24 protein-coding genes are annotated in these 23,251 nt (G+C 57.3%); 12 read left to right on the top strand and 12 right to left on the bottom strand.

All coding sequences use genetic code 11. The annotated features are described in order from the left end of the window. The first annotated feature begins 5 nt into the window (after nt 1-5). From rpoN to priA, 11 genes are all read left to right on the top strand, one after another. Entirely contained in the window at nt 6-1,805 is a 1,800-nt protein-coding gene (gene rpoN, locus VFA76_15345; protein ID HZR33220.1) for an RNA polymerase factor sigma-54, read from the top strand. A gap of 44 nt (nt 1,806-1,849) precedes the next feature. Beyond that, nucleotides 1,850-2,443, top strand: a complete 594-nt coding sequence (gene raiA / locus VFA76_15340; protein HZR33219.1) for a ribosome-associated translation inhibitor RaiA — start codon at nt 1,850-1,852, stop codon at nt 2,441-2,443. A 75-nt stretch (nt 2,444-2,518) separates the two neighbouring features. Further along, nucleotides 2,519-3,463 carry an RNase adapter RapZ gene (rapZ, locus tag VFA76_15335; GenBank protein HZR33218.1) on the top strand — a complete coding sequence of 315 codons (945 nt, stop codon included), beginning with the start codon at nt 2,519-2,521 and terminating at the stop codon, nt 3,461-3,463. A gap of 47 nt (nt 3,464-3,510) precedes the next feature. Further along, complete coding sequence (locus VFA76_15330; protein HZR33217.1) at nt 3,511-4,524, top strand: hypothetical protein; 1,014 nt, start codon at nt 3,511-3,513, stop codon at nt 4,522-4,524. Between the two features lie 186 nt (nt 4,525-4,710). After that, nucleotides 4,711-6,564 carry an ABC transporter ATP-binding protein gene (locus VFA76_15325; GenBank protein ID HZR33216.1) on the top strand — a complete coding sequence of 618 codons (1,854 nt, stop codon included), beginning with the start codon at nt 4,711-4,713 and terminating at the stop codon, nt 6,562-6,564. Between the two features lie 2 nt (nt 6,565-6,566). Further along, nucleotides 6,567-7,454 (top strand): YicC/YloC family endoribonuclease, encoded by an 888-nt coding sequence (locus tag VFA76_15320; protein HZR33215.1) that lies wholly within the window; start codon nt 6,567-6,569, stop codon nt 7,452-7,454. After that, on the top strand, nt 7,451-8,137 hold the full coding sequence (gene gmk, locus VFA76_15315) for a guanylate kinase (GenBank protein HZR33214.1): 687 nt from the start codon (nt 7,451-7,453) through the stop codon (nt 8,135-8,137). Before VFA76_15320 ends, gmk begins: the two co-directional genes overlap by 4 nt. Nucleotides 8,138-8,160: 23 nt before the next feature. Then, entirely contained in the window at nt 8,161-8,412 is a 252-nt protein-coding gene (gene rpoZ, locus VFA76_15310) for a DNA-directed RNA polymerase subunit omega (GenBank protein HZR33213.1), read from the top strand. 69 nt (nt 8,413-8,481) lie between these two features. Further along, complete coding sequence (coaBC, locus tag VFA76_15305) at nt 8,482-9,717, top strand: bifunctional phosphopantothenoylcysteine decarboxylase/phosphopantothenate--cysteine ligase CoaBC (GenBank protein ID HZR33212.1); 1,236 nt, start codon at nt 8,482-8,484, stop codon at nt 9,715-9,717. A 3-nt stretch (nt 9,718-9,720) separates the two neighbouring features. Next, entirely contained in the window at nt 9,721-10,599 is an 879-nt protein-coding gene (locus VFA76_15300; protein ID HZR33211.1) for a uracil-DNA glycosylase, read from the top strand. Nucleotides 10,600-10,612: 13 nt separating this feature from the next. Next, a complete protein-coding gene (gene priA / locus VFA76_15295) occupies nt 10,613-13,093 on the top strand; it encodes a primosomal protein N' (GenBank protein ID HZR33210.1) in 2,481 nt (826 codons plus the stop codon). Between the two features lie 6 nt (nt 13,094-13,099). Here the strand turns inward: priA and VFA76_15290 are convergent, their stop codons facing one another. The 5 genes from VFA76_15290 to tmk form a co-directional block, all read right to left on the bottom strand. Further along, complete coding sequence (locus VFA76_15290) at nt 13,100-14,137, bottom strand: site-2 protease family protein (protein ID HZR33209.1); 1,038 nt, start codon at nt 14,135-14,137, stop codon at nt 13,100-13,102. Nucleotides 14,138-14,214: 77 nt separating this feature from the next. Beyond that, nucleotides 14,215-14,484 carry an HU family DNA-binding protein gene (locus VFA76_15285; GenBank protein HZR33208.1) on the bottom strand — a complete coding sequence of 90 codons (270 nt, stop codon included), beginning with the start codon at nt 14,482-14,484 and terminating at the stop codon, nt 14,215-14,217. Nucleotides 14,485-14,608: 124 nt separating this feature from the next. Beyond that, the gene (locus VFA76_15280) at nt 14,609-15,022 is read right to left on the bottom strand and encodes an RNA chaperone Hfq (protein HZR33207.1); all 414 of its coding nucleotides are present in this window, start codon (nt 15,020-15,022) and stop codon (nt 14,609-14,611) included. 211 nt (nt 15,023-15,233) lie between these two features. Continuing rightward, nucleotides 15,234-16,334, bottom strand: a complete 1,101-nt coding sequence (locus VFA76_15275; protein ID HZR33206.1) for a DNA polymerase III subunit delta' — start codon at nt 16,332-16,334, stop codon at nt 15,234-15,236. Nucleotides 16,335-16,347: 13 nt separating this feature from the next. Continuing rightward, nucleotides 16,348-17,019 carry a dTMP kinase gene (gene tmk / locus VFA76_15270; GenBank protein HZR33205.1) on the bottom strand — a complete coding sequence of 224 codons (672 nt, stop codon included), beginning with the start codon at nt 17,017-17,019 and terminating at the stop codon, nt 16,348-16,350. Nucleotides 17,020-17,157: 138 nt separating this feature from the next. On the opposite strand from tmk, the gene VFA76_15265 reads away from it, so the two are divergent. Continuing rightward, entirely contained in the window at nt 17,158-19,038 is a 1,881-nt protein-coding gene (locus VFA76_15265; protein ID HZR33204.1) for a M61 family peptidase, read from the top strand. A gap of 30 nt (nt 19,039-19,068) precedes the next feature. On the opposite strand, the gene VFA76_15260 is transcribed toward VFA76_15265, so the two are convergent. From VFA76_15260 to rpsP, 7 genes are all read right to left on the bottom strand, one after another. Then, nucleotides 19,069-19,812 carry a PIG-L family deacetylase gene (locus VFA76_15260; protein HZR33203.1) on the bottom strand — a complete coding sequence of 248 codons (744 nt, stop codon included), beginning with the start codon at nt 19,810-19,812 and terminating at the stop codon, nt 19,069-19,071. 38 nt (nt 19,813-19,850) lie between these two features. After that, entirely contained in the window at nt 19,851-20,630 is a 780-nt protein-coding gene (locus tag VFA76_15255; GenBank protein ID HZR33202.1) for a ribonuclease HII, read from the bottom strand. A 75-nt stretch (nt 20,631-20,705) separates the two neighbouring features. Continuing rightward, entirely contained in the window at nt 20,706-21,053 is a 348-nt protein-coding gene (rplS, locus tag VFA76_15250) for a 50S ribosomal protein L19 (GenBank protein ID HZR33201.1), read from the bottom strand. Nucleotides 21,054-21,117: 64 nt separating this feature from the next. Continuing rightward, entirely contained in the window at nt 21,118-21,948 is an 831-nt protein-coding gene (gene trmD, locus VFA76_15245; protein HZR33200.1) for a tRNA (guanosine(37)-N1)-methyltransferase TrmD, read from the bottom strand. A gap of 28 nt (nt 21,949-21,976) precedes the next feature. Continuing rightward, nucleotides 21,977-22,555, bottom strand: coding sequence for a ribosome maturation factor RimM (gene rimM, locus VFA76_15240; GenBank protein ID HZR33199.1), 579 nt, complete (start codon nt 22,553-22,555; stop codon nt 21,977-21,979). Between the two features lie 38 nt (nt 22,556-22,593). Beyond that, nucleotides 22,594-22,848, bottom strand: a complete 255-nt coding sequence (locus VFA76_15235) for a KH domain-containing protein (protein HZR33198.1) — start codon at nt 22,846-22,848, stop codon at nt 22,594-22,596. 51 nt (nt 22,849-22,899) lie between these two features. After that, nucleotides 22,900-23,151: a 30S ribosomal protein S16 gene (gene rpsP / locus VFA76_15230; GenBank protein ID HZR33197.1), complete on the bottom strand. Its 252-nt coding sequence runs from the start codon at nt 23,149-23,151 to the stop codon at nt 22,900-22,902. Between the last annotated feature and the right edge of the window lie 100 nt (nt 23,152-23,251).

Raw genomic sequence — 23,251 nt, 5'->3', positions numbered from 1 at the left:
CAATTATGGTGCTGTTACAACCCAAGCTGAATCTGAAGGTCACCCAACGGCAGATCCTTACGCCGGGGCTTGTGCAGATGGTCAGCGTGCTTGCGCTCAACAAGCTTGAGCTCAAGGACATGATCAATGCCGAGATCGTGGAGAATCCCGTCCTGGAAGAATTGGATTCCACCGTTCCGCTCATTGATGACATTGCCAGCAAAGAAGAAGAGCGGGAACGCACTGCGGCCGCTGATGAACCCACCGTCCAGGAAGAAAAGAAAGATCCGTTTGACGAGATTGATTTTGGCTCGTTCTTTCAGGACTACCTCGATCCCGGCTACCGCAGCCAGGGCGAGATGGAGTCCATCGAAAAGCCGTCTTTTGAGAATTTCCTGTCCCGACCTTCGACACTGACCGACCACCTGCTGTGGCAACTAGGCTCCCTCCAGGTTCGCGAAGAGGTGCGCGCCGCTGCGGAGTTGGTCATTGGCAACTTGAATGAGGATGGCTATCTGCTGGCCACTGATGAAGAACTGCTCGCCGCGGCGCACGAACCAGAGAAAGCCGTGGCGCGCCGAAGTGCTTCAGTGGCGGGTTCGCAGATCTCTGCTGGGCGCAATGGAGGCTCTCCGGATGAGGCTTTCTTCAATCGCGTTGAGTCGCAGGAAACGAGTACTGAAGAGACACCGGCGAGCTTAGAATCCGCGGCGCTCAAAGAGGCCAACGCAGTTCCTGATTTCTCGAGCAGTGGTCCACCCGCCGACCCGGAGGGCCTTCAACTTTCGGCCGAGGCTGCCAGTGCTGACGAAGTCGGCCAGAGTACCGCTGGCGGGGCAATCCCGAGCGGTCCCGCTGCTTTTGATCGCGCTGCGCTCCATGAGGCTTTGGAAGTGGTACGCCAGCTGGATCCGGTGGGTGTGGCCTGCCGTGATCTGCGAGAGTGCCTCCTGGCCCAGATCAAGTATCACCAGCAGATTCATCGCGAGATAAAGAACGGTGATGCGGCTGCAACCGAGCAGTTACTGAAGGACTGCGCGGCCGTGATTAATGATCACCTGAAAGAAGTTCAGAACAAGCAGTACAAGGAGCTGGCAAAGGCGATCGGCAGGCCGCTCGAAGCCGTTATGCAGGCGGTGGAGTTCGTTAAGACGCTCGACCCGCGGCCAGGCCTGCGCTACAACGCGGTGCAGCCACGGTTAATCGAGCCAGACGTCGCTTTCGTAAAGCAGGGCGATGAGTATCTGGTGCTGATGAATGAAGATGATGTCCCGCAATTACGGTTGAACCCAGCGTATCGCCGGCTTCTGCATCGGGATGCCGCCGAGAAAGACGTTCGCAATTACGTCAAGGAGCGCTACAAGTCTGCCATTCAGCTCATCAAGAACATTGAGCAGCGCAAGCAGACCATCCTCAAAGTTTGTTATTCCATCATTGCCCGCCAGGCGGAATTCCTGGACCGCGGTATTGATGCGCTGAAACCCATGATGATCAAAGAAGTGGCGGAGGAGATCGGAGTGCACCCTTCCACCGTGAGCCGGGCGGTCGCGAATAAGTACGCTCACACTCCACAGGGTGTGTTTGAATTACGATATTTCTTCAGCGAGAGCGTAAATGGTCCTGAGGGCGGCGCAACTTCGTTGCTGATTTTGAAACGTCGCGTCAAGAAACTGATTGATGACGAGGATCCCGCCAGACCGTTGACCGACGAGCAGATCACCCGCATCCTGCAATCGCAGGGAATACAGGTCACTCGCCGCACGGTCGCGAAATATCGGGAAGACATGCGCATCCCGAGTACCCACCAGCGCAGGGTAAAAAATTAACTGCAACCCCGTACTGAATAATCCCGAACCAGAAGGGGCGGTTGATGAACGTTGAATATACCGGCAGGCAGTTCGAAATAACTCCCCGAATCCGCGAGACAGTTGAAAGTGGCTTAGTCAAAATCGAAAAGATTTTGGGTAATAATTTTCCGGCCAAAGTGATTCTTGCAGTTGAGAAGCACCGTCACCGGGCAGAAATCACTATTAGCCCGCGTAATCAACAGTTAGTTGGTTTGGCCGAGGCATCCGACATGATGGCGGCCATTGGTGAAGCGATGGAGCGAGTCGAGCAGCAAGCCCTCAAGTACAAGGCCCGCTGGAGGACCAAGAAGCGGCACCCGCACAAGAAGTGGAATGGCGAAGCCCCTCGGCAAGAATTACAAATCGCAGTCGGGGTGAACGCGACCACCGCCGTGCCGGTCGTAGTGCATAAGTTTCCCATGGTTTCCCGTACCACGGAAGCTCACCTGGTGAAATCTCAGGAATCGGTCGCGCTTCGCCCGCTGACTATCGAGGAGGCTATTAAGGAAGCGCAATTCCGTGATCGCGATGTTTTTGTGTTCCGCGATCTCAGTGGCAAGGTCATGGTGCTGCACCGCACTAAAGAGGGCAAAATGGAGTTGATCGAGGCCCCGTAGCTTCTGATCACCGAGGAACAGTGAGGGGTATCTCCTCTGTGGTTATCTTCTATAGTTTCCTGCTAACATCCGCTCATGGCGTTGCGCCGCATTTCCCAAGCGACCAAACGCAAGGTAAATCCCACAGCTGCACTCTCCGTCTCCCGTGACGGTAAAGGAAGCCGTGCTGGCCGCGCCCTGGTAATCATTACCGGCATGAGCGGCTCAGGGAAGGACAGCGTCCTCAATACCTTCGAAGATCTGGGCTACTACTGCGTTGACAATCTCCCGGTGGATTTAATTCCTCGTTTCGCAGACCTGGTCAGGAACTCCGAGGAAATTACCCGTACCGCGATTGTGGTAGACGTCCGTGAAGGGCAGCATTTAGACCGTTTGCCTTCGTTAATCAAGTCGGTCGGGCGCTTGCTTCCGACGACGGTGATCTTCCTCGAGGCCAGCGATGCCATCCTGCTGAGGCGCTTCAGCGAGACGCGTAGGCCGCATCCGCTCGGCACCAGGGAGCCCGTCAAAGCGGCATTGCAGTCGGAGCGGCGCCATCTGCGTCCTATCCGGGCGGTTGCGGACCTGGTGATCGATACTTCCAAGTTCAACGTGCACGAACTGCGCGCGCATGTGATGCAGCGCTTTCAGTCAGACTCCAAGGGCAAGAACATTCTGGTCTCGTGCGTCAGTTTCGGATACAAGCACGGTGTTCCCGAGGATGCCGATCTAGTCTTTGATGTACGTTTTCTTCCCAACCCGCACTTTATTCCTGAATTCCGGCCTTACACGGGACGTCACCCAAAAGTTGCCAAGTACATCCGCTCGTTTCCACAAACGCAGGAGTTCATTAACCGTATCTCTGATCTCTTGGTTTACTTGCTGCCGCACTATTTGCGTGAAGGAAAGAGTTATTTGACGATCGGTTTCGGCTGCACCGGAGGACAGCACCGCTCGGTGATGATTGCCGAAGACGTGGCCAAGCGATTGCGGAAGGCGGGATATCGTTTGAAGGTGGTCCACCGGGACAGTCCGAAATGAGAGAGTTCTGCGGGTGGCTTTTATCCGTAAACTTATCAGGAGGAATCTTGGGACTTCGCTTTCCGGTTTCGCTTCTGCTGCTCCTTTGCATCATAGCGCCCATAGTCCGAGCGAAAGAACCTAAAACCCACGCCGCCGCTGGCCTCCTGCTGGTGGCGAACCAGGGCGAGCACACCTTGATGGTCATTGAGCCGGAAACCGGCCAGCAACTCGCAACAATTCCGGTGGGAGTCAACGACCACGAGGTAGCGGTTTCGCCCGATGGCCGCTTCGCCTATGTTCCAATTTACGGTAACTCCGGAGTGGGCAAACCGGGGACCGACGGACACACCATTGATGTGATTGATCTGGCAAAGCGAAAACTGGTGGGCAGCATTGATTTGGAAAAACCCGTGCGCCCGCATCGTGCCACGTTCGGACCTGACGGCCTGCTCTACGTCAGCGCTGAGTTGGCAAATGCAATCTATATTGTTGATACAAAAATCAGGAAAGTTGTAGGCTCCGTTCCCACCGGTCAGGAGGAATCGCATATGTTCGTCATTTCTCCTGACGGAAAGCGCGCGTTCACTTCGAATGTTGGCGCAGGAAGCGTTAGCGTCGTGGACCTTCACGCCAAAAAGACGGTGGCCGTGATCCCGCTTGCCAAAAAAGTTCAGCGGATTGCAATCTCTGCTGACGGAAAACAGGTATTTACGTTCGACCAAGACCAACCACGGATGGCCGTTATTAATACCGACACCAACCAACTTGCGCGATGGATCCAATTGCCGGCGATAGGCTTTGCGGGCGAACCAACCCAGGATGGCCGCAGCTTGCTGGTGGTGCTGCCCTCCGCCAACAAGGTTGTGGCCTTAAGTCTGCCCGAATTCAAACTGGAACACACCATTCACGTGCCCGACTGGCCGTCGGAAATTCTGGTCCGGGCAGATGGCAGAGTGGCCTACGTTTCCTGTCTTAAGGGCGGCAAAGTCCTAGCTATCAATCTCGGTAACTGGGCGGTAGAGAAGACCATCGCTGCCGGCCAAGGCTCCGATGGGCTCGCTTGGGTACCCGGGAAGTGATTGAATCGGTGGGGCAAAGTCACTGTCTCCTACCTTTAGTAGTCGCCCACAGTGACTATTCCAGTAAAATGCTGCTTAACCTGTGCAAAGCCAAACTTCACCCCAGCCGAATTGTGTCAACCTGAAGATGGTCCTTCAAGAGCAGCTTGTAAGTTGCGCTGAGTACGCACCGTTTGGAGCGGGCCTATGCGCCGGCTGACACGCCTTCTACGTTATGTAAAGCCGTACACTGTGCCACTGTTCGCTTCCGTTGTACTGATGGCATTGGTGGGATTGTTCGATGCCTTCCGCCTTTTACTGATCGGCCCAATCCTGGATAGTGTTCTGAACCCTGCGTCGCAATCCAGACAATTGGCGTTGTTTACTTTTCCCGGGACCAATCACACCATCTATCTACGCCACCTTGTGCCCACGCATTTTCAGAACCCATGGTCAATGGTGGCCTTCGCGATGGTGGGGGCCACTTTCCTGAAAGGCATTTGCGATTATGCCGGCACTTATCTCGTAAATTACGCCGGATACAGCGTTATTACCGATCTGCGGAATGACCTGTATAACGCCATTCTGCGTCGGTCGGCCGCATTCTTTCAGCGGCACTCCACGGCGACGCTGGTCTCTACCATCATCAACGACATCGAGCGTGTGCAGTTTGCTCTCTCTACTACGCTTGCCGAGTTTTTGCAGCAGGTCTTTACGCTAATATTCATCGCCGCGTTGGTCGTTGTTTTGGGCAGAAAGTTCGCCTTTCTGTTGGTTGCATTCATTCCTTTCATAGTTTTTTCGGCAAACCGAATCGGCCGCCGAGTCCGGCACACGACTCGCCGCGGTCAGGACAATCTGGCGGATGTGCAGAACATCCTGCACGAGAGCATCACCGGCAATCGCATCGTCAAGGCGTTCAGCATGGAAGCCTGGGAAAGCAGCCGGTTCCGAGTCGCGGCCCGCCGCCTGCTACGTGCCAATCTACGTTCTGTAGCAACCGCTGCGACCAGCTCCCCACTGATGGACTTCTTCGGCGCCGCAGCGCTCGCGCTCCTCCTATTGCTGGGGCGCAACCTGGTGAATATTCATTTCTTTACGCCCGGCACTTATGTTGCATTCCTGGTGGCCGTCTACAAGCTTTACGAGCCAGTCCGCAAGTTCGCAGGATTCAACAATAACTTCCAGCAAGCTTTGGGGGCCTCGTCTTCCATTTTTACCTTCATGGACGCTTCCGACACCGTCTTGGAAAAATCCAATGCTCGTACCTTGCCGCCGTTTGAACACAGCATTCGATTCGATCACGTCAGCTTCACCTATGGCGGTCAGAATGGGGAGTCACGCGAGGTCCTGCGCGACATCCAGCTTGAGGTGCAGGCTGGCGAAGTGCTGGCAGTGGTCGGGTCCAGCGGCGCAGGGAAGAGTACGCTGGTTCACCTGATTCCCCGTTTCTATGACGTTACCGGTGGCCGGCTTCTGGTTGACGGCCATGATGTGCGGGACGTGACCTTGAGCTCGTTGCGCGGGCAGATCGGCATAGTCACGCAAGAGACTGTCCTGTTCAACGATACGGTGCGAAACAACATCGCATATGGGCAGCCCCACATCTCGCAGGAGCGAGTTACGGATGCTGCCCAGGCTGCCCTGGCGCACGAATTCATCATGCAACTCCCGGAGGGCTACAACAGCGTGATCGGAGAACGCGGGGTGCGCCTTTCCGGGGGCGAGCGGCAGCGGCTGGCGATCGCACGAGCGTTGCTGAAAGACGCGCCGATTCTGATTCTTGATGAGGCCACATCCGCGCTGGATAGCGAGTCAGAAGCGTTGGTGCAGTCCGCCCTGGCCAATCTGATGACCGGTCGCACGGTGGTGGTGATTGCTCACCGGCTCTCCACTGTGCGGCGGGCCAACCGCATCGTGGTGTTGGAGAGCGGCGCGATTACCGATGTAGGCAGCCACGAAGATCTGATGACGCGGCTTGGTACTTATCGTCGCTTGCATGATTTGCAATTTGTTGACATCGAAAGCAAAGTTCAGACTGCGGGGTCGCTGCCAGAATAGTCATGCCTGTTCATTCAATGACCGGTTTTGCGCAAGCCAAGGGGCAGCTGAACGGCCGTTCGGGATTCACTCTTTCCCTTAAGTCCGTGAATCACCGGTTTCTTGATCTTCACTTCCGGTTGCCCTCCAACAGCGATTCCCTCGAAATGCGGCTCCGCCGTCTGCTCAAAGAGCGGCTAGCGCGAGGACACATCGAGGTCGCCTTGAGCATCGAGAGCTCAGAAGGACAAGCTGTGGCAGTGAACCGGCAGCTGGTCGGCAGCTACGTGGAGGCGTTTCGCAATCTGGCGCGGGATTTAGGAATCTCAGCCGATCCCGATTTGAATGCGCTGCTCAGAATTCCGGGAGCCATGGATGCCTCGGCCGCGTCGGCGGACGGCGAACTGGAGGCCGCAGTTGCGGCCAAAGTGGACGAAGTACTCACCAGCCTGAACCGTATGCGCGCCGAAGAAGGCCGGGGAATTGAGCGCGAGCTCCGCGACCGCATGACGCGTTTGCAAGCAGCAACTGCGGAAATTGAGAAGCTGCGTTCGGCGATGCTGAAGGCGCAAATGGAGCGGCTGCAAGCCCGCATCCAAGAATTGGTCGGGGCCCGGGCCGAGCCCGAGCGGGTCCTGCAAGAGGCGGCCCTGCTGGCCGAGCGTAGTGACATTCAGGAAGAACTCGTCCGCCTGGGAACTCATAACGCCCATTTTGTGGCACTCCTGGAAGCGGGCGGCGAGGTCGGGAAAAAGCTGGACTTCCTGCTTCAGGAGATGAATCGCGAGGCCAACACGCTACTCTCGAAGACGTCCGGTGTTGTGGGCGAGGCGCTGCGTATCACCGAATTGGGATTAGCCATGAAATCAGAGATTGAAAAGTCACGAGAACAGGTCCAGAACATCGAATGAGCAAGGTTTACATCATCTCGGCGCCGTCCGGCTCGGGAAAGTCCACTCTGGTGGACGAACTTCGCAAATCTGTCCATAATCTCGATTTTTCAATCTCCTACACGACTCGGTCGCCGCGCGGCAGCGAGCGGGACGGGTGCGAATACTACTTTGTATCGGTTGACAGATTTGAGGAGATGATCCGCCGGGACGAGTTCCTGGAACATGCTAACGTCTTTGGGAATTACTACGGTACCGCCAAGCGCTTCCTCACTGAGGCGAAAGAAGCAGGGCACGACCTGCTGCTCGACATTGATGTTCAAGGCGCAGCCCAGGTGAAGCAGAAAATCCAGGACGCCGTGAGCATTTTCGTCCTCCCCCCCGACAAGCCCACCTTGGAGCAGCGCTTGCGCCGTCGTAGCCTGGACTCAGACCAGGTGATTCAACGTCGCCTGATCGGGGCTGCGAAAGAGATTGAGAATTATCACTTTTACGACTATATTCTGATTAACGACCGCCTGGAACAGTCCATTGACGAACTCAGAGCCATTTTCCTGGCCGAGCGTTTGCCGCGTTCCAGAGCGGATCTCTCCCCCAAAGAGGCAGAGATTGTGGCCAAGGCTAGCCGCTCTCTTCTGCCCAACATCCGCGAGCGATTGCAGCCCATTCTGGCTTCTTTTGCTCTCTCGGCCACGCACCGCTAAACAGTGGCAGCAGGAGAAAAGTAATGAAACTGATGGAAGGTTTCGATAGCAATTATCGGTACATTCTGGTTGCGGCACGCCGTGCCCGTCTGCTGCAATCGGGCGCCCGCCCCGTGATTGACACGAATTCTCGCAAGCCTTGCCGAATCGCTCAGGATGAGATTCGGGCTGGCAAGATCAAATGGCTGATCCCCGAGATAGAGAAGTCGGCGGCTGAAGTGGCCTCCGACTTTTTCGACAAGGCCATGATTCCGGATGCCGCCCTCGGCGAGTGAATCGCGGGACGCCGCCTGGAGTCTGCGCCGTGGCGGGCAGCATCTATTGGTTAGGTGCGGGTTGACGCAATGAAAATTGCCCTGGGCGTGAGCGGCGGCATCGCCGCCTATAAGTCCGCTGAAATCGTGCGCTCGCTGCAGGACCGTGGCGTGCGCGTTCAGGTAGTTATGACTCGCGCTGCTCAGGAATTTGTTCGTCCACTGACCTTTGCCGCCCTTTCGGGTGAAAAAGTTATTACCGACCTATTTGGATCCGATCCTGGCCATCAGCCGAATGTTGAATCTGCCATTGAACACATTGCCGTCGCGCAGAGTATTGATGCGCTATTGGTCGCGCCTGCCACGGCAGACCTAATTGCCAAGTTCGCGCAGGGAATCGCCGATGATTTCCTCTCGACTCTTTATCTCGCGACCACTGCTCCGGTGGTGATCGCGCCAGCGATGAACGTCAATATGTGGCAGCACGCGGCGACTCAAGCGAACCTCGAAACATTACGCCAGCGCGGGGTTCGCATCGTGGAGCCCGACGCCGGATATCTGGCTTGCGGCATGACCGGTCCCGGTCGCTTGGCCAGCAACGAGGCCATTGTCGCCGCCGCACTGGAAGCCTTGGGAGCTGCTCAAGACCTCGCTGCTGAGACAGTGCTCATCACGGCGGGCCCAACCCGCGAACACATTGATCCCGTTCGCTATCTCACCAACCGTTCCAGCGGGCGTATGGGATATGCACTGGCAGAAGCCGCACTACGCCGAGGGGCGAAGGTGTTGCTAGTGAGCGGGCCGGTGACGGTTCAAGCGCCGGGCGGCGCGGAACTGATATCGGTAGAAACTGCCGAGCAGATGCGTGACCGCGCGCTGTCCAGGCTCGGAGAAGCCACAGTCGTAATTGCCACGGCAGCTGTCTCGGATTACAAGCCCAAAGCCGCGGCGCGCCATAAGATCAAGCGGGGTGGCCCGATGTCGGTTGATTTAGAGCCGACGGCAGACGTCCTGGCTGAAGTGATTCGCAGACGTGACAAGCAGTTGGTAATTGGCTTCGCAGCGGAAACCGAGAATGTGCTGGAAAATGCTCGCCGCAAACTTGCCAGCAAGTCCCTCGACGCAATGGTAGTCAACGATGTCTCTCAACCCGGAATCGGATTTGATTCTGAACGCAATGCCGTCACCATTCTGACCAACGACGAAGTAATCGAAGTTCCCGAGACCACCAAATGGGACGTGGCGCAGCGCGTCCTCGACCAGGTGGTCCGCCTGCGGCAGCGCCGCCACCAGCCGGTTCACGCGCCCGCTAGAGTAGATAAGTAAATAATGGCCGGCTTTCTCGACCCAAAGCTTCGCGAACAGCTATCAGCCCGCCTCGATTACTACCGCGAAATGGGCATCTACGACTTTTATCGCCGGCCGCCCTCGGCTGTGCTGACGGCTATCGCGGAATCGGAGCAGGGAATGAATGCACAGGAAAGCACAAAGATGATTTCCGTGTCCAAAGTTGGTGAGGAAGTCTTCGCGTCGCAGACAAGCGCTCTCGGCACAGCTCAACCCTCGGCACCGCGCAAGAATGTGGCTACCGAGCTGAAGCTTATCCGTGAGGACCTCGGCGACTGCACGCGTTGCGTGCTGCACAAGCAGGGACGCAAACAGATTGTTTTTGGGGTGGGCGATCCCAACGCTGACCTGATGTTCATCGGCGAGGCCCCGGGAGCAGACGAAGATCAGCAGGGTATTCCGTTCGTGGGCCGTGCGGGGCAGTTACTCACGAACATGATCCTGGCAATGGGCCTGAAGCGTGAAGACGTCTATATTGCCAACATAATTAAGTGTCGGCCGCCAGGAAATCGCACTCCGGAGCGCGACGAGTGCGAGACCTGCTCTCCGTTTCTTATGCGCCAAATTGCTGCGATATGTCCTAAAGTTATTGTCGCTTTAGGGGCAGTGGCTGCGAAGACCCTGCTCGCAATCAATGCGCCCATGGCAGAACTGCGTGGCCGATGGTACGACTTCAACCCTCGAGTGGAGAGCAATGGCCGTCCCAATTCAGCGCCTCCACCTGTAAAGTTGGCAGTCACGTATCACCCGGCCTTCTTGCTGCGCGATCCACGGCAGAAGAAAGAAACCTGGAAAGATCTGCAGATGGTGATGAAATACTTAGGTCTGACGCCACCCGCGAAGGCACAAGACCCGGCGTGAACGCGACCATAGAATGCCTGAGTTCTGCGACATCGCGCTGCCCGTCCCGCTGGACACCACCTTCACGTACCGCATTCCTGCAGTTCCTCCTGACATAGAGGAGGCGAACGGTAACCAGCCCGTAGTGGGTGGACGAGTGCTCGTCCCATTTCGCGAGCAACGGCTCTCGGGAGTGGTAGTTTCCCTGCACGATCGTGAGCCCACGGTCCAGACCAAGGCCGTGCTTAAGGTCTTGGACGCTGTCCCGGTGCTCAATCCGGACCTGATGCGCCTGGCGCAATGGATCTCGGAATATTACCTGGCTCCTCTCGGAGAAGTTTTTCGAACCATGCTGCCCCTGGCTGCGGAATTTAAGCGCGATCGCGGTTACCAGATCGCTGATGCGGGCCGGCTGGCATTGCACCTGGCTGGAATGTCGGGTGCTTCAACCAGATCACACAAGCCCGAGGCCGAACTGGCTGCCGAATACGAGGTGCTCGAATATCTGGCGGAACGCGAGATCGCGCGCGAAGGCAGCCTAATCTCGGGGACAAGTGCCAACAAAGCCACTCTTGACGCGCTAGCCCGCCGCAAGTGGATCTCACGCCATGATCTCTCTGCAACCCGGGAGGCGGGCCGAACAATCAAAGTTGCCACCCTGGTCACGCCGCTTGCCGAACATAACCCTGCCCGAGCGCTGAACCCTAACCAACGAACGATTGTCGAAGCTATCGCGAATGCGGGCGGAAAGCTGCAGGTTGAGAGTCTGCGCGAGCTGAAGGTTCCGCGCTCCACTTTGCAGACACTGGCCAAGCGCGGCCTGGTCGAGATCAGTGAGCAACCGGCAGGATTCAGCGTTTCCACGATGCGCCCCCGGCTTTCACCAAGCGAATTTCAATTCACCGCAGCGCAGCAAAATGCGCTTACCCATATTAATTCTGCAGTCGAGGAGAGAAAATTCGCTGGTTTTCTCTTGCACGGCGTAACCGGTTCAGGCAAGACCGCGGCGTATCTGGCCAGCATGCAAGCCGTGTTGCAGGCTGGACGTTCCGCCATCCTGCTGGTGCCGGAGATCGGTCTGACCCCCGCGGTGGCGGCCGACCTGCACCGCATCTTCGCTGACCAGGTTGCAATACTGCACTCCGGCCTTTCAGACCAGGAACGCGCAGAGCAGTGGCATCGCATTCATCGAGGCGAAGCGCGCATTGTGGTGGGCACTCGCTCTGCTGTGTTCGCGCCGGTAACGGACCTTGCGCTCATGGTGGTGGACGAAGAGCAGGATGGCTCTTACAAGCAAGAAGAAATGCCCCGCTATAACGCAAGGGACGTAGCCGTGATGCGCGCCAAAATGACGGGCGCGGTGGTGGTACTTGGGTCGGCAACCCCGTCTCTCGAATCCTATTACAACGCTCAGAACAGCAAGTACTCACTGATTGAGCTGCCGGACCGGGTGGAGAAGCGGCCGCTTCCAGAAGTTGAAATCGTTGACATGCGGACTGAGTTCCAGGAAACCGGTGCTGAGCAGGTGATCTCGCGCAAGCTGGCGGCGGAGATTGCTGAACGGCTCACGCGCGGCGAGCAAGTCATGATATTGCTCAATCGCCGCGGGTATTCGCCAGTCGTTCTCTGCAGGGCCTGCGGCCACACTGTGGAGTGCGAAAATTGCGCGATTGCCATGACCCATCACAAGAGTGCTCGCCGTCTGGAATGCCACTATTGCGGGCAGAGTCAGCCGGTGCCGAAAACCTGCGCCAAGTGTGGCAGTGAGTACGTCCAATTCGTCGGCACCGGGTCGGAGAAGTTGGAAGAGCTACTGCGTGGCATGTTTCCGCAGGCGCGCATCGGGCGACTGGATCGGGATACCGTCCGTGGACGCCACGATTTCGAGCGCATGTTGAATGCGCTTGACGCCGGAGAACTCGACCTCCTGGTGGGCACACAAATGATTGCCAAGGGCCATGACGTGCACGGAGTGACCCTGGTGGGAGTGGTAGGGGCGGACATTGCGCTCGGTCTGCCTGACTTCCGCGCTGCTGAGCGCACGTTCCAGCTCCTGACGCAAGTTGCGGGGCGGGCCGGGCGCGGCGGCACTCCGGGCAAGGTTGTTCTGCAGACGTACTTTCCCGATCATTATGCGGTGCAGTTTGCTGCCCAGCATGACTTCCGCGGTTTCTACGATAAAGAACTCCGTTACCGCAGCTGGATGCACTATCCGCCTTTCGGTGCGCTCGCCAACGTATTGGTGTGTAGTCCCAAACTGGATGATGCGCTGAAATATTCTGGATTGCTGGGACGCTGGTTTGAGAAGACCTCGCATGTAGGAGTGCGAGTGCTCGGTCCCGCGGCAGCGCCCATCGTGCGCCTTAAGCGCGACTACCGCTACCACTTTGTACTGAAATCTTCCAGCCGCCAAAAGCTCAACTCACTGCTGCGCGCCATGCTGGCTGTCGCTGCCCAGGAAAAAATGCCGCACACCAGCATTATTGTGGATGTAGACGCTCTCTGGCTGCTGTAGTTAAGACTAGCGCCAGACTGTTTGCTGCAAGGGAGCGGCAACGAAGGTGAGGATGAGCATTCCTAATGCTACGACCGCCAGCAGCTTGCGCTTGTTGTCCAGTCCTGGCCAGGGAATCGTCTGCGGATGCCGCATTCCCGTGAGGCCGACCAGGACCGCCCAAACCAGCCAGCCCTCCCAACCTGACCAGCGGCCTCCAATGAAACGGAAGTCGCGCAACACGGCTATTGTTCCGAGTGTCAATAACATCGCAATCGTGACGCGCGTCACATGACGGTGTGCGCGCGGCCAGACGGCATAGATAATGTGCCCCCCGTCGAGCTGACCACCGGGCAATAAATTCAGGGCCGTAGCGAACATTCCGACCCAGGCGGCGATGGCTGTGGGGTGTAGGTGCAGTTCGTTTAAGGCTACGCCTCCTACCGAGCCCGGCAGCCACGCGCCCATTAGGCGGTACACCAAATGAAAGATGAGCGGGTAGCCCAACTGAATGTCCGAAGGTGGGATGGCCGGATTTAGCGGCTTGGAAAGCGAAAAGGCGAATACAAGCGTGATCACTGCAACAACGAATCCAGCGATCGGCCCGCCAATGCCGATATCGAAAAGCGCCGAACGTGAGCGAATGGGTGATCGAATCCGAATAAATGCCCCCAGCGTGCCGATCGGGGTAGGGGCTGGAATAAAAAACGGAAGCGTCGCGTAAACACCGTATTTCAGACAGTAGAGATAGTGTCCCATCTCGTGGGCCAACAGGATCAGCATGAGGGTGGCCGCGAACGGAACTCCGAGTAGCAGCCGAGAGGGGTGTTGCAATGTCCAGACCACAGGAAACAAAGGCAGACTATCGGATTCACGAGAAAAAGTGGGTCGGTTATTGAGGAAGTTGTCCTCCATGCGGGCGCCTACCACCAGGGTGGTGAAGACGGTAGCCAGAAACAGCAAGGCGTGCAGCCAATAACGCCGGCGAGGGGGCCGGACGGTAAAGACTTCAACCGGCGCAGGGATCTCGTAAGTAGCAGAAGTTGGCGAAAAAGGTTCGGACATCAGCCTGAAAAGATTGTATCAAGCTCCCCAGAGGGGAAACTTGCAGCAGCGACGAGCTAAAAGAGAGGTTTAGTCTCTTAGTCTATGGATTGAAGTTCCTTGCCGGGCTTGAAGCGTACAGCTTTTCCAGGTGGGATGCTGACTTCGGCTCCGGTGCGTGGGTTGCGCCCGATGCCGGTCTTGCGGGGGCGTACGTTGAAAACTCCAAACCCCCGCAGTTCAATGCGATCGCCGTGAGATAGCGCCTTTTTCATGCTCTCGAAGACGGTCTCAACCGCCAATTCGGCCTTGGTCTTGGTGATTCCCGTCTTATTCACGACTTCGTTGATGATGTCTAGCTTGATCACGGGCGCTCCGACTGAAGCGGTCCCCGCTTTGCCGCTGCGAAGACTGCTAAATCGCGGATACTAAAGGGCCGAGAGGCTATTGTCAACGGCAGGTTTATTCTCGAGCTTTGAAAAATGAGGGAGTTTACTGGCCGTGGCGCTTGCCGTTTTCGCTTTCTTTGTACAGGTATTTTATGGAGGGCTTGTAGATCATCAGGTTGGGCTGGCCGTTGCGATTTACCTTAATGCAGTTCCGGTCATACCATTCGATAATTCCATGAATCTCTTCCCCATCGCGCAGCACCAAGACCATTGGCGTCTTGCTCTGCATCTGCTTCTGATAATAGAAGTTCTCAGCATTGGTCTGTTCGGGAGGGGCACTCTTACGCGGGCTCATGGCAGCAGTACGCTCGGGCCTGTCGCGGCGCTCACCCGCAGGCTCAACGCGGTTATGGTTGTGCTCGGCGCGATTGAATGTGGGGCGAATCAGTCGGCGATTGGAAAATTCTTCTGTTTCCAGGGCGCGTCCGACGGCCGTTGCATCCAGACTTTCCTTCATTTCGCACCGCCCATGGTTGAAATGCGCGCACATGGAGCGCGCAGACAGCCACCCTGTTTAGCCGTTAGTGAATTACTCGCGTGAGGGTGAATCTTCGCCTACCGTATCACAAGAACTGGTGCAATAACAATTCTTTGGTACTCACCTGTGGTGACGTCGCATTTTGCGACGCCGTTATCAATCAGTTAGTTAAGAGCTTCACGCCGGTCTGTTAACCTTTTTCTAACGCGGTGGCGAACGCGTCCAAGGAGAGCGAGCGCAGCAGGTTCCTCCGCATGCCGCTTTCAACCTCTCCCAGCCGCGCACTCGCCGCGGAGAGCCACGCAAAGTCCACTGCTTTGGCCATCTTTTTGAGCTCGCCGGCAATGTCGGTGTTGCGCACCAGTTCAGGGAGGCCGGCGTCTATGAAGATGAGGTCCTGCAAGAGCGAGTAAATCGCCCGGATGAGCCGTTGGGTCTTTTCCTGGCCTTCTGCTCCGGCCCGATAAGTCTCGGTGACCCGGAACAGTGCACTGTGGTCGGCAGCCGCAATGGCCGAATTCAGGAGTGTCAAGGCATCGGTGCGGGCTTCGGTGTAGGTGGTCAAATCAAAGCCGCGGGCCCGTCCGATCGCGCCTTCAGCCAGGCGTGCCACCAGCGCGCGTTGCTTGGGTGTCCATTGCGGACGCCTCTCTGCCAGGTCACGCTCAATGGCTTCGACCGGAAGTGCCGCCAGAGAAAGTGTGACCGAGCGTGAGCGGATGGTCGGGAGCAACTGTCCGGGATTTTCTGCCAGCAGGAAAATGGTGGCAAACTCCGGCGGCTCTTCAAGCACTTTGAGCAGGGAATTCGCCGCCTCCTTCATAAGCGCCGCAGTGGTAAAGATGTACACCCGCTGCCTGCCTTCGCTGGGCCGGTAGTAGATACCTCCGATCACATGCCTTACCTGGTCCACCTTGATCAGCATCTGCGGCGGATCGGGAGGGATGATCAGCACATCGGGGTGGGTTTGGATCAGAATGCGCGTCTCGCGCTTGTCGGCGTCACGCATGCTCTCCCGTGCTTCAACCGCTTCGGCGCAGCGTGCCTCTAAATCGTCCGCTTGAGCTATGCGGATGCAGTTCTTGCATGTCCCGCAGAAATCCGGCAGGCCATCTTTTGTGGCCGGCGGCGAAAGACAATTCATCGCCTTGGCCATCATCTGGGCCAGGGTGTACTTTCCAGCTCCGCGCGCCCCTGACAGGATTACCGCATGCGGAAGCCGATCACGCCCCAGCATGCCCCGCAGGCGCCGGACTACTTCTTCGTTGCCATGGAAGTCGGAGAAGGGCATTAGGTTAGATCTCTCATGCTGTCCTCGCGGCCAGCCGCAACTTTTCGCGGACCGCCTTCACGATATCGGCATGGACCACGTCGGGTTGTCGGCGAGCGTCCACCACAAAGAACCGGTGGGGCTCGCGGCGCGCTATGGCCAAATATGCATTCCGTACGCGCTCGAAGAACGCTCGACTCTCCTGCTCAAAACGATTCTCGTCGGCTTGGTCCCCTGGACGGGACTGATTGCGCCGCCGAGCGCGGGCCACGCTGGCCGAAACCTCGGAATCCATGAGGATGGTCAAGTCTGGCTGCAGATTACCGCACAAAGTCCGATGCAGGGTGAGCACCGGCTCACTACCTAGTCGCCTGCCGCCCCCTTGGTAGGCTTCCGTGGAGTCGGTAAAGCGGTCGCACAACACGATTCGACCCGCCTGTAGCCCCGGCAGGATCACCTCTTTCAGGTGCTGCGCACGGGAAGCGAACATCAGCGCAAGTTCAGCCCATGGGGAGAGTCCGGCGGTGGACGAATCCAGCAGCACGCCGCGAATTTTCTCTCCTACTGCGGTGCCTCCCGGCTCGCGAGTAGCGACGACGTCGAGTCCGTCAGCACGCAGTACAGCCGCGAGCTTCTCCAGTTGCGTGCTCTTGCCGCAGCCATCAAGCCCTTCGATGGTAATGAACGTACCTTTGCGCTCGGCCACTGCAAAATCATAGCAGCTATTCGAAAAGCCTCGATTTAGGTGGCCCTCCGCGGGCTGTGGCCTTCGACAGGCATTACAGGTGGCTGTTATAGTCGAGAGTTTTCCATCTTCGATCAAGCATAAGTGAGGAACCAGTTCATGTTCTTGGGGCGGGTGCGTCGATTCTTTGCGGTCGTAGTTCTCTTATTTGTAACGAACGCTTTGCTGGCCAAGGACGGCCCAACGGTGAAGCTTTCCGTGGACGCAACCGAGGCGGCGCGGAAGATCTTTCACGCGCACATGGTTATTCCTGCCAGCCCTGGCACCCTTACTCTCTATTATCCTAAGTGGATTCCCGGCGAACACGGACCCGATGGTCCGATCAGCGATTTGGCAGGACTGAAGTTCACCGCTAATGGCCAAACCCTTTCCTGGCGGCGAGACCTGCTGGACATGTTCACGTTTCATATCACCGTTCCGCCGGGAGTGACCTCGGTGGAAGCGTCACTGGATTATCTTTCACCCGCGGTGGCGAGCGGTTTTTCGGGGGGGTCGTCAGCCACCGCACAAATGGCGGTGGTTAGCTGGAACCAGGTGCTTCTCTATCCCAGCGGTTTTACTGCCGACCGGATAACTTTCAATGCCGACTTGCGCTTGCCCACCGGATGGAAATTTGGGACGGCACTGCCGATCGCGAATCAAACCGGCGACCAGGCCAGCTTCAAGCCCGTCTCGCTTTATACGCTCGTAGATTCTCCCGTGATCGCTGGGGCGAACTATCGTGTGATGCCCCTCACTGCGGCCGGACGAACTCCACCGGTCGAAATGGACATCGCTGCTGACAGCGCCGCCGCACTCGATGCGCCTGCGGAAGTTTGGGACCACTACAAAAACCTGGCGCAGCAGGCTTATGCTCTATTTGGTGCGCAGCACTACCTCGACTACCACTTTCTCTTCAGCTTGAGCGATCACGTCGCTCACTTCGGCTTGGAGCATCACGAATCTAACGATAGCCGCATTGGCGAACGCGGAATCATAGATGACGACGAGCGCAAGCTCAGCGCCGGCCTGCTGCCGCACGAATATGTGCACTCGTGGAATGGCAAGTATCGCCGACCAGCGGACCTCGCCACGCCGGAATATCAGACGCCCATGAAGACAGACATGCTGTGGGTGTATGAGGGGCTGACCTCCTATCTGGGAGACGTCCTGACGGCGCGTAGCGGGTTATGGACTCCAGATCAGTACCGTGATGAACTGGCGTTGATCGCAGCCCAATTGGACCATCGCCCTGGCCGCACCTGGCGCGATTTGCAGGACACCGCCGATGCCGCGCAGACTCTCTATTTTTCGCCGCCGCAGTGGGATTCCTGGCGACGTGGGACTGACTTTTACGATGAAGACGTGCTCACCTGGCTGTGGGCGGATGTGATCCTCCGCCAGCAGACTCACAACAGCAAATCGCTTGATGACTTCTGCAAACTCTTCCTCGGAGCGCCGAGCGGTCCTCCGGCGGTGAAAACTTATACATTCGACGACATAGTGAATGCGCTCAATCAGGCAGCTCCCTACGATTGGCGCGGATATTGGACGACGCGGCTCCGCGGCAAATCGCCGCATGCTCCGCTGGGCGGCATTGAAGGAAGTGGATGGCACGTGGCGTATGACGAGAATCAGTCTGAAATGGCGAAAGCCCGCGAGGGCCAGGACAAGGAAATAGACGCGCAGTATTCAGTTGGATTGCTGCTACAGGACACCGGAGTCATCGTTGACACAATCCATGGCATGGTGGCGGCCCAGGCAGGTATCGGTCCCGGAATGAAGGTGATTGCGGTGAACGGACGTAAGTTCTCATCAGAAATTTGGCACGCCGCACTGAAGGCGACCAAAAATGCCAGCGGCCCCCTGGAACTACTGGTCGAGAACACCGATTACATCAAGAGTTATGCGCTGAATTACCACGAAGGCGAGAAATATCCGCATCTTGTCCGCGACAACGGCAAACCAGACTTGCTGACCGATATCATCAAGCCGCATTAAGTTCAGTTGTGTATTGGGGATTGCGGTTCTCTAGTCCTCTGTGACTCCCGCGAAGAGATCCGTTTCCTGTTCTATTTGTCTAGGAGTCCTTGTCGCCACCAGGTGAAACATCTCGCGAGTCCCGCGTTGCCGGACGGTGTTCTGGAAAATAGGGAACAGCGGCGACTGGCTGGAATGTGCCTGGAAGGCTTTGATCTTTATCTCCAGATAATTGCCGATCTCTATAATGCAGGTACTTGGTGGGGGTGCAGTAGGTTGCCGGTTCGGCAGCACTATCCCGGCGGTGGAATAGTACAACTTCTGTGCCAGATAGGGCTTCACAGAGTCCTTCAGCTGCTCTGGAAAAACATTGGTTCGTCCTGCCCATTCGAATGCGAGGCTGGTGAATACTCCCGCCATGGCATGGTCCGGATGGCCGGTAACGCCGCCATCAGGGCCAAAACTGGCTACCACTTGAGGCCGAATCTTGCGGATGCGTGCTGTTAATTCAGCGACAACGCTGTATAGGTCAATACGGTGCAGATGCGCATCCGCGTAATCGAGGACTTCGCAGTGCGTAACCTTCAGGATTGCGCAGGAGGCTGCGAACTCCTTGCGGCGCAGCGTTGCCAGTTCCTGATCGCTTCGCGCCCCGCCCCGATTCGTCGCTGCTTGTCCCGGAGTCAGGCAGATGACGTGGGTTTCGATTCCGCGGTCGTGGTAGAGCGCCAGCGATCCTCCGAAATTGCCGGCTTCATCATCCGGATGGGCGGTGACGCACAACAGTCGCAGCATGGCGTTCCAGCATACAGGATTTGAATTCTGCAGGAAGGTCAGTCACCGGCGGCAGCTTCGGCCAGGACTTCCAGGACCTCTTCAGGCTGGGCATCTTCACCAGGCGAATTCTCGGTCAGCATGAACTCTAAGACTTCCTGTGGAGAGGGCGCCGTCCAGACTGGCGCGAACGACTGCCTGTGCAGCGGCGATGGCCCGTACTTGCGAAGAGCGGCAATATGCTTGGGCGCGCTGTATCCCTTGTTGGAGGCAAGATCGTAAGCCGGGAAGACCGGCGCCCACTCGCAGACAAGGCGATCGCGTTCTACTTTTGCAATTATTGAAGCCGCCGCAATCGAAGCAGAGAGTGCGTCACCGTGAATGATCTTGGTTTGCGGGCACTCGTAAGGGATGCGCAATGCGTCAATTAACAGATGGTCGGGCGTCGGCGAAAGCTGCTGCACCGCGTCCACCATGGCTTGAATGGACGCGTAATAGATGTTGATTTGGTCAATGCGCGCCGCGTCCACCCCCGCAACCGCAATGGCGAGGGCATGTTCGCGAATCCGCTCTGCCAAGACCTCGCGCCGATCAGCTTTCAGTAGCTTGGAATCGCGGAGCCCGCGGATGCGGTAAGCAGGATCGAGGATCACAGCGGCAGCAACAACCGGGCCGAAGAGCGAGCCGCGCCCGACCTCATCGACGCCTGCCACCAGCCGTGCGCCCGCTTGCCATGCCCGTTTTTCAAAGCGAGTCGTGCAGTGAAGCCGCTTGAGCAGGCGAAGCTTCGCAGCCGCCTTGGAGAGCTTTCCGTCTTCGCGTTTGGGTCGAGGAGACACTAACTGGGCAATGGCTCAGGGGAATAAAACGATCATCCACCATGGCCCATCGCCACGCAAGAAGGAAATCGCAGCCTATTCAACTTCTTTCAGCCGGGCAGCTTTGCCCTTCAGGTCGCGAAGGTAATACAACTTGGCGCGACGGACTTGCGATGAGCGCACCACATCTACCCGGTCAATCACTCTGGAGTTGATGGGAAAAATGCGTTCCACGCCCTGGCCGAAGCTCACCTTACGGACGGTGAAGCTGGCCTGGGGCCCGCGGGTGCGAGAGATGACTGTCCCTTCAAAGGCCTGCAGGCGCTCCTTATCGCCCTCGGTGATCCGGACGTGTACTCGGACCGTGTCTCCGGGCGCAAACTGCGGAACGTCTTTACGCAGCGACTTGGCCAGCAGCTTCTGAATTATTGGTGAGCTCGACATGTTTTTTTTCCTTGTGGCGCGGCAAGTCCGCAGCCCTTTATTGATAAATCCAAAGTGTTACATTCTAAACTGTTCGCCCCGTAACCTGCCCCAGCAGGTCTCTATCTTCCCCACTCAGTTCGGCCCGTTCCAGCAAATCAGGGCGGTTTCGCAATGTCTTCTCCAGGGCGGTGCGACGGCGCCAACGCCGAATCTGCTCGTGGTCCCCTGAGACCAGCACTTGCGGGACCGGCAGCCCCCTGAAATCCGCGGGGCGAGTGTAATGGGGATAATCCAACAGCCCCCCCGAAGCACAAGTTGAATCTGGAGCATTGTTCACGGCTGCGCTATAGTCCCCACGTACGCCGGCGGCATTTCCGCTGAAGGAGTCCTGCCGCGCGGAGGCTTCGTTGCCGAGCGCTCCGGGAACAAGCCGGATGACCGTGTCTAATAGCACCGCTGCTGCCAGTTCGCCACCGCTCAGGATGTAATCTCCAATCGAGAGTTCTCGGTCAGCAAGAAAGTCGCTGACGCGCTCATCCACGCCCTCATACCGTCCGCAGATAAGCACGATGCGTTCTAGTCCAGCCAACCGCTCCGCCGTCTGCTGATTGAAGCGTTCGCCCCGTGGGGAAAGCAATATAACGGAATGCTTTGCACCTGCATTTAATCGTGACTCGCGCGATGCCAGCCCCAATGATTCGACGCATTCGAAAATCGGCTCGGGCTTGAGCACCATCCCCTCACCACCGCCGAATGGGCGGTCATCAACCGTTCGATGGCGATCGTGAGCAAAGGCACGCAAGTCGTGCACCTGGACGTCAACTAGTCCGGTCTCGCGGCTGCGTCGAATGATTCCATGATCGAGAGGGCCGCGAAAAAAATCCGGGAAAATTGTGATGAGGTCGAATTTCATCGCTTATCGCGCTATCGTTTACTAACTCTCACTTCTGTTTTCGCCTTGGCCTCGGTTTAGACGAAGCAAACTGCCGCTTCTCGTCCTCGCTTAGCGGAGCGTTGACTTCAAGCAAGCCTTCCGGCAGCCGCATCCGAATGCACTTTCGCTCCAGGTCCATCCCCTCCAGATACTCGGCTGCGAAGGGTAACAAATACTCGGCCGCGCCTTCTCGCACAATCAAGAGCGGCGCTTCACCCGTGCCAAATTGCACTTCCGCTACCTGACCGAGCCTCAGCTCCCTTTCGGCGCTCACTGTCCACACGGCACAACCCACCAAATCACTCGTGTATGCGGAGCCGGGCTCCAGCTTCTCGCGCTCGTCCTTGTGGATTTGGAGCTCGCTGCCAACCAGGTCTTCTGCCTGGTCCATAGAATCCACGCCGGCAAACTTAAGCACGTATCGTTCCTGATGTGGCCAAAAAGATTCCAGCTGCAACTGCCGGCGCTCGCCGTTCCGTCCCAAAGCATAGATCCGCCTGCGCTCGGCAAACCGCTCCGGAAAATCGGTGTGGAGTTCGACTGCGACTTCGCCTCGTCTGCCCTGCGTCTTCACAACGAGCGCGATGCTGATGAAGTCTTGTTCGGCTATCCAGGACTCCAGAATTACTCCAGGATCTCCAGTGTAAAGCGCTTGTGCAATTTCATGCCGCCGGCGCTTAAGATGGTGCGAATGGAGCGTGCGGTGCGACCCTGTTTGCCAATGACTTTACCTACGTCATTAGGCGAAACACGCAACTCGAGTACTGTTACCTGCTCACCTTCCACCGATTGGACGGCGACCTTTTCCGGCTCGTCCACCAGCGCGCGTGCAATCTGCTCCACCAGACTTCGCATATCCCCACCCTGATCCGTGGCCATCTGGATCTACTCCTGTTTGTGGGGCACCGTCCAACGCGTTCACGCCTCCTGCTATGCCGCTGGTTGGGAGCTGGGTTGGGAAGACTTCGACATCAATTTGCTGACCGTCTCTGACATGGTCGCACCCTTGGACACCCAGTGCTCGATGCGGTCGCGTTTCAGATCAATGCTGGCCGGCGAAGTCCGTGGATTGTAAGTCCCCACAACCTCGACCGACCGGCCGTTACGCGCACGCTCTTTCTCAATCACAACCACACGATAGTAAGGCTGCTTGCGCGCACCCATGCGCGCCAAACGAATCATTAACAAACCAACATCCTTTCTAAACGGATCCGAGGAATGGGAGCAAACCTTTATTATCCCGTAAGTTGAAAGGCTTGGCAACCCTCCTTGGAGGCATGTA

This window comes from Terriglobales bacterium, from assembly GCA_035651655.1.
Classification (GTDB): Bacteria; Acidobacteriota; Terriglobia; order Terriglobales; family Acidobacteriaceae; genus DASRFG01.
Note: the sequence above shows the minus strand (reverse complement) of the source record. Positions and strands in the feature narration are given on the sequence as shown.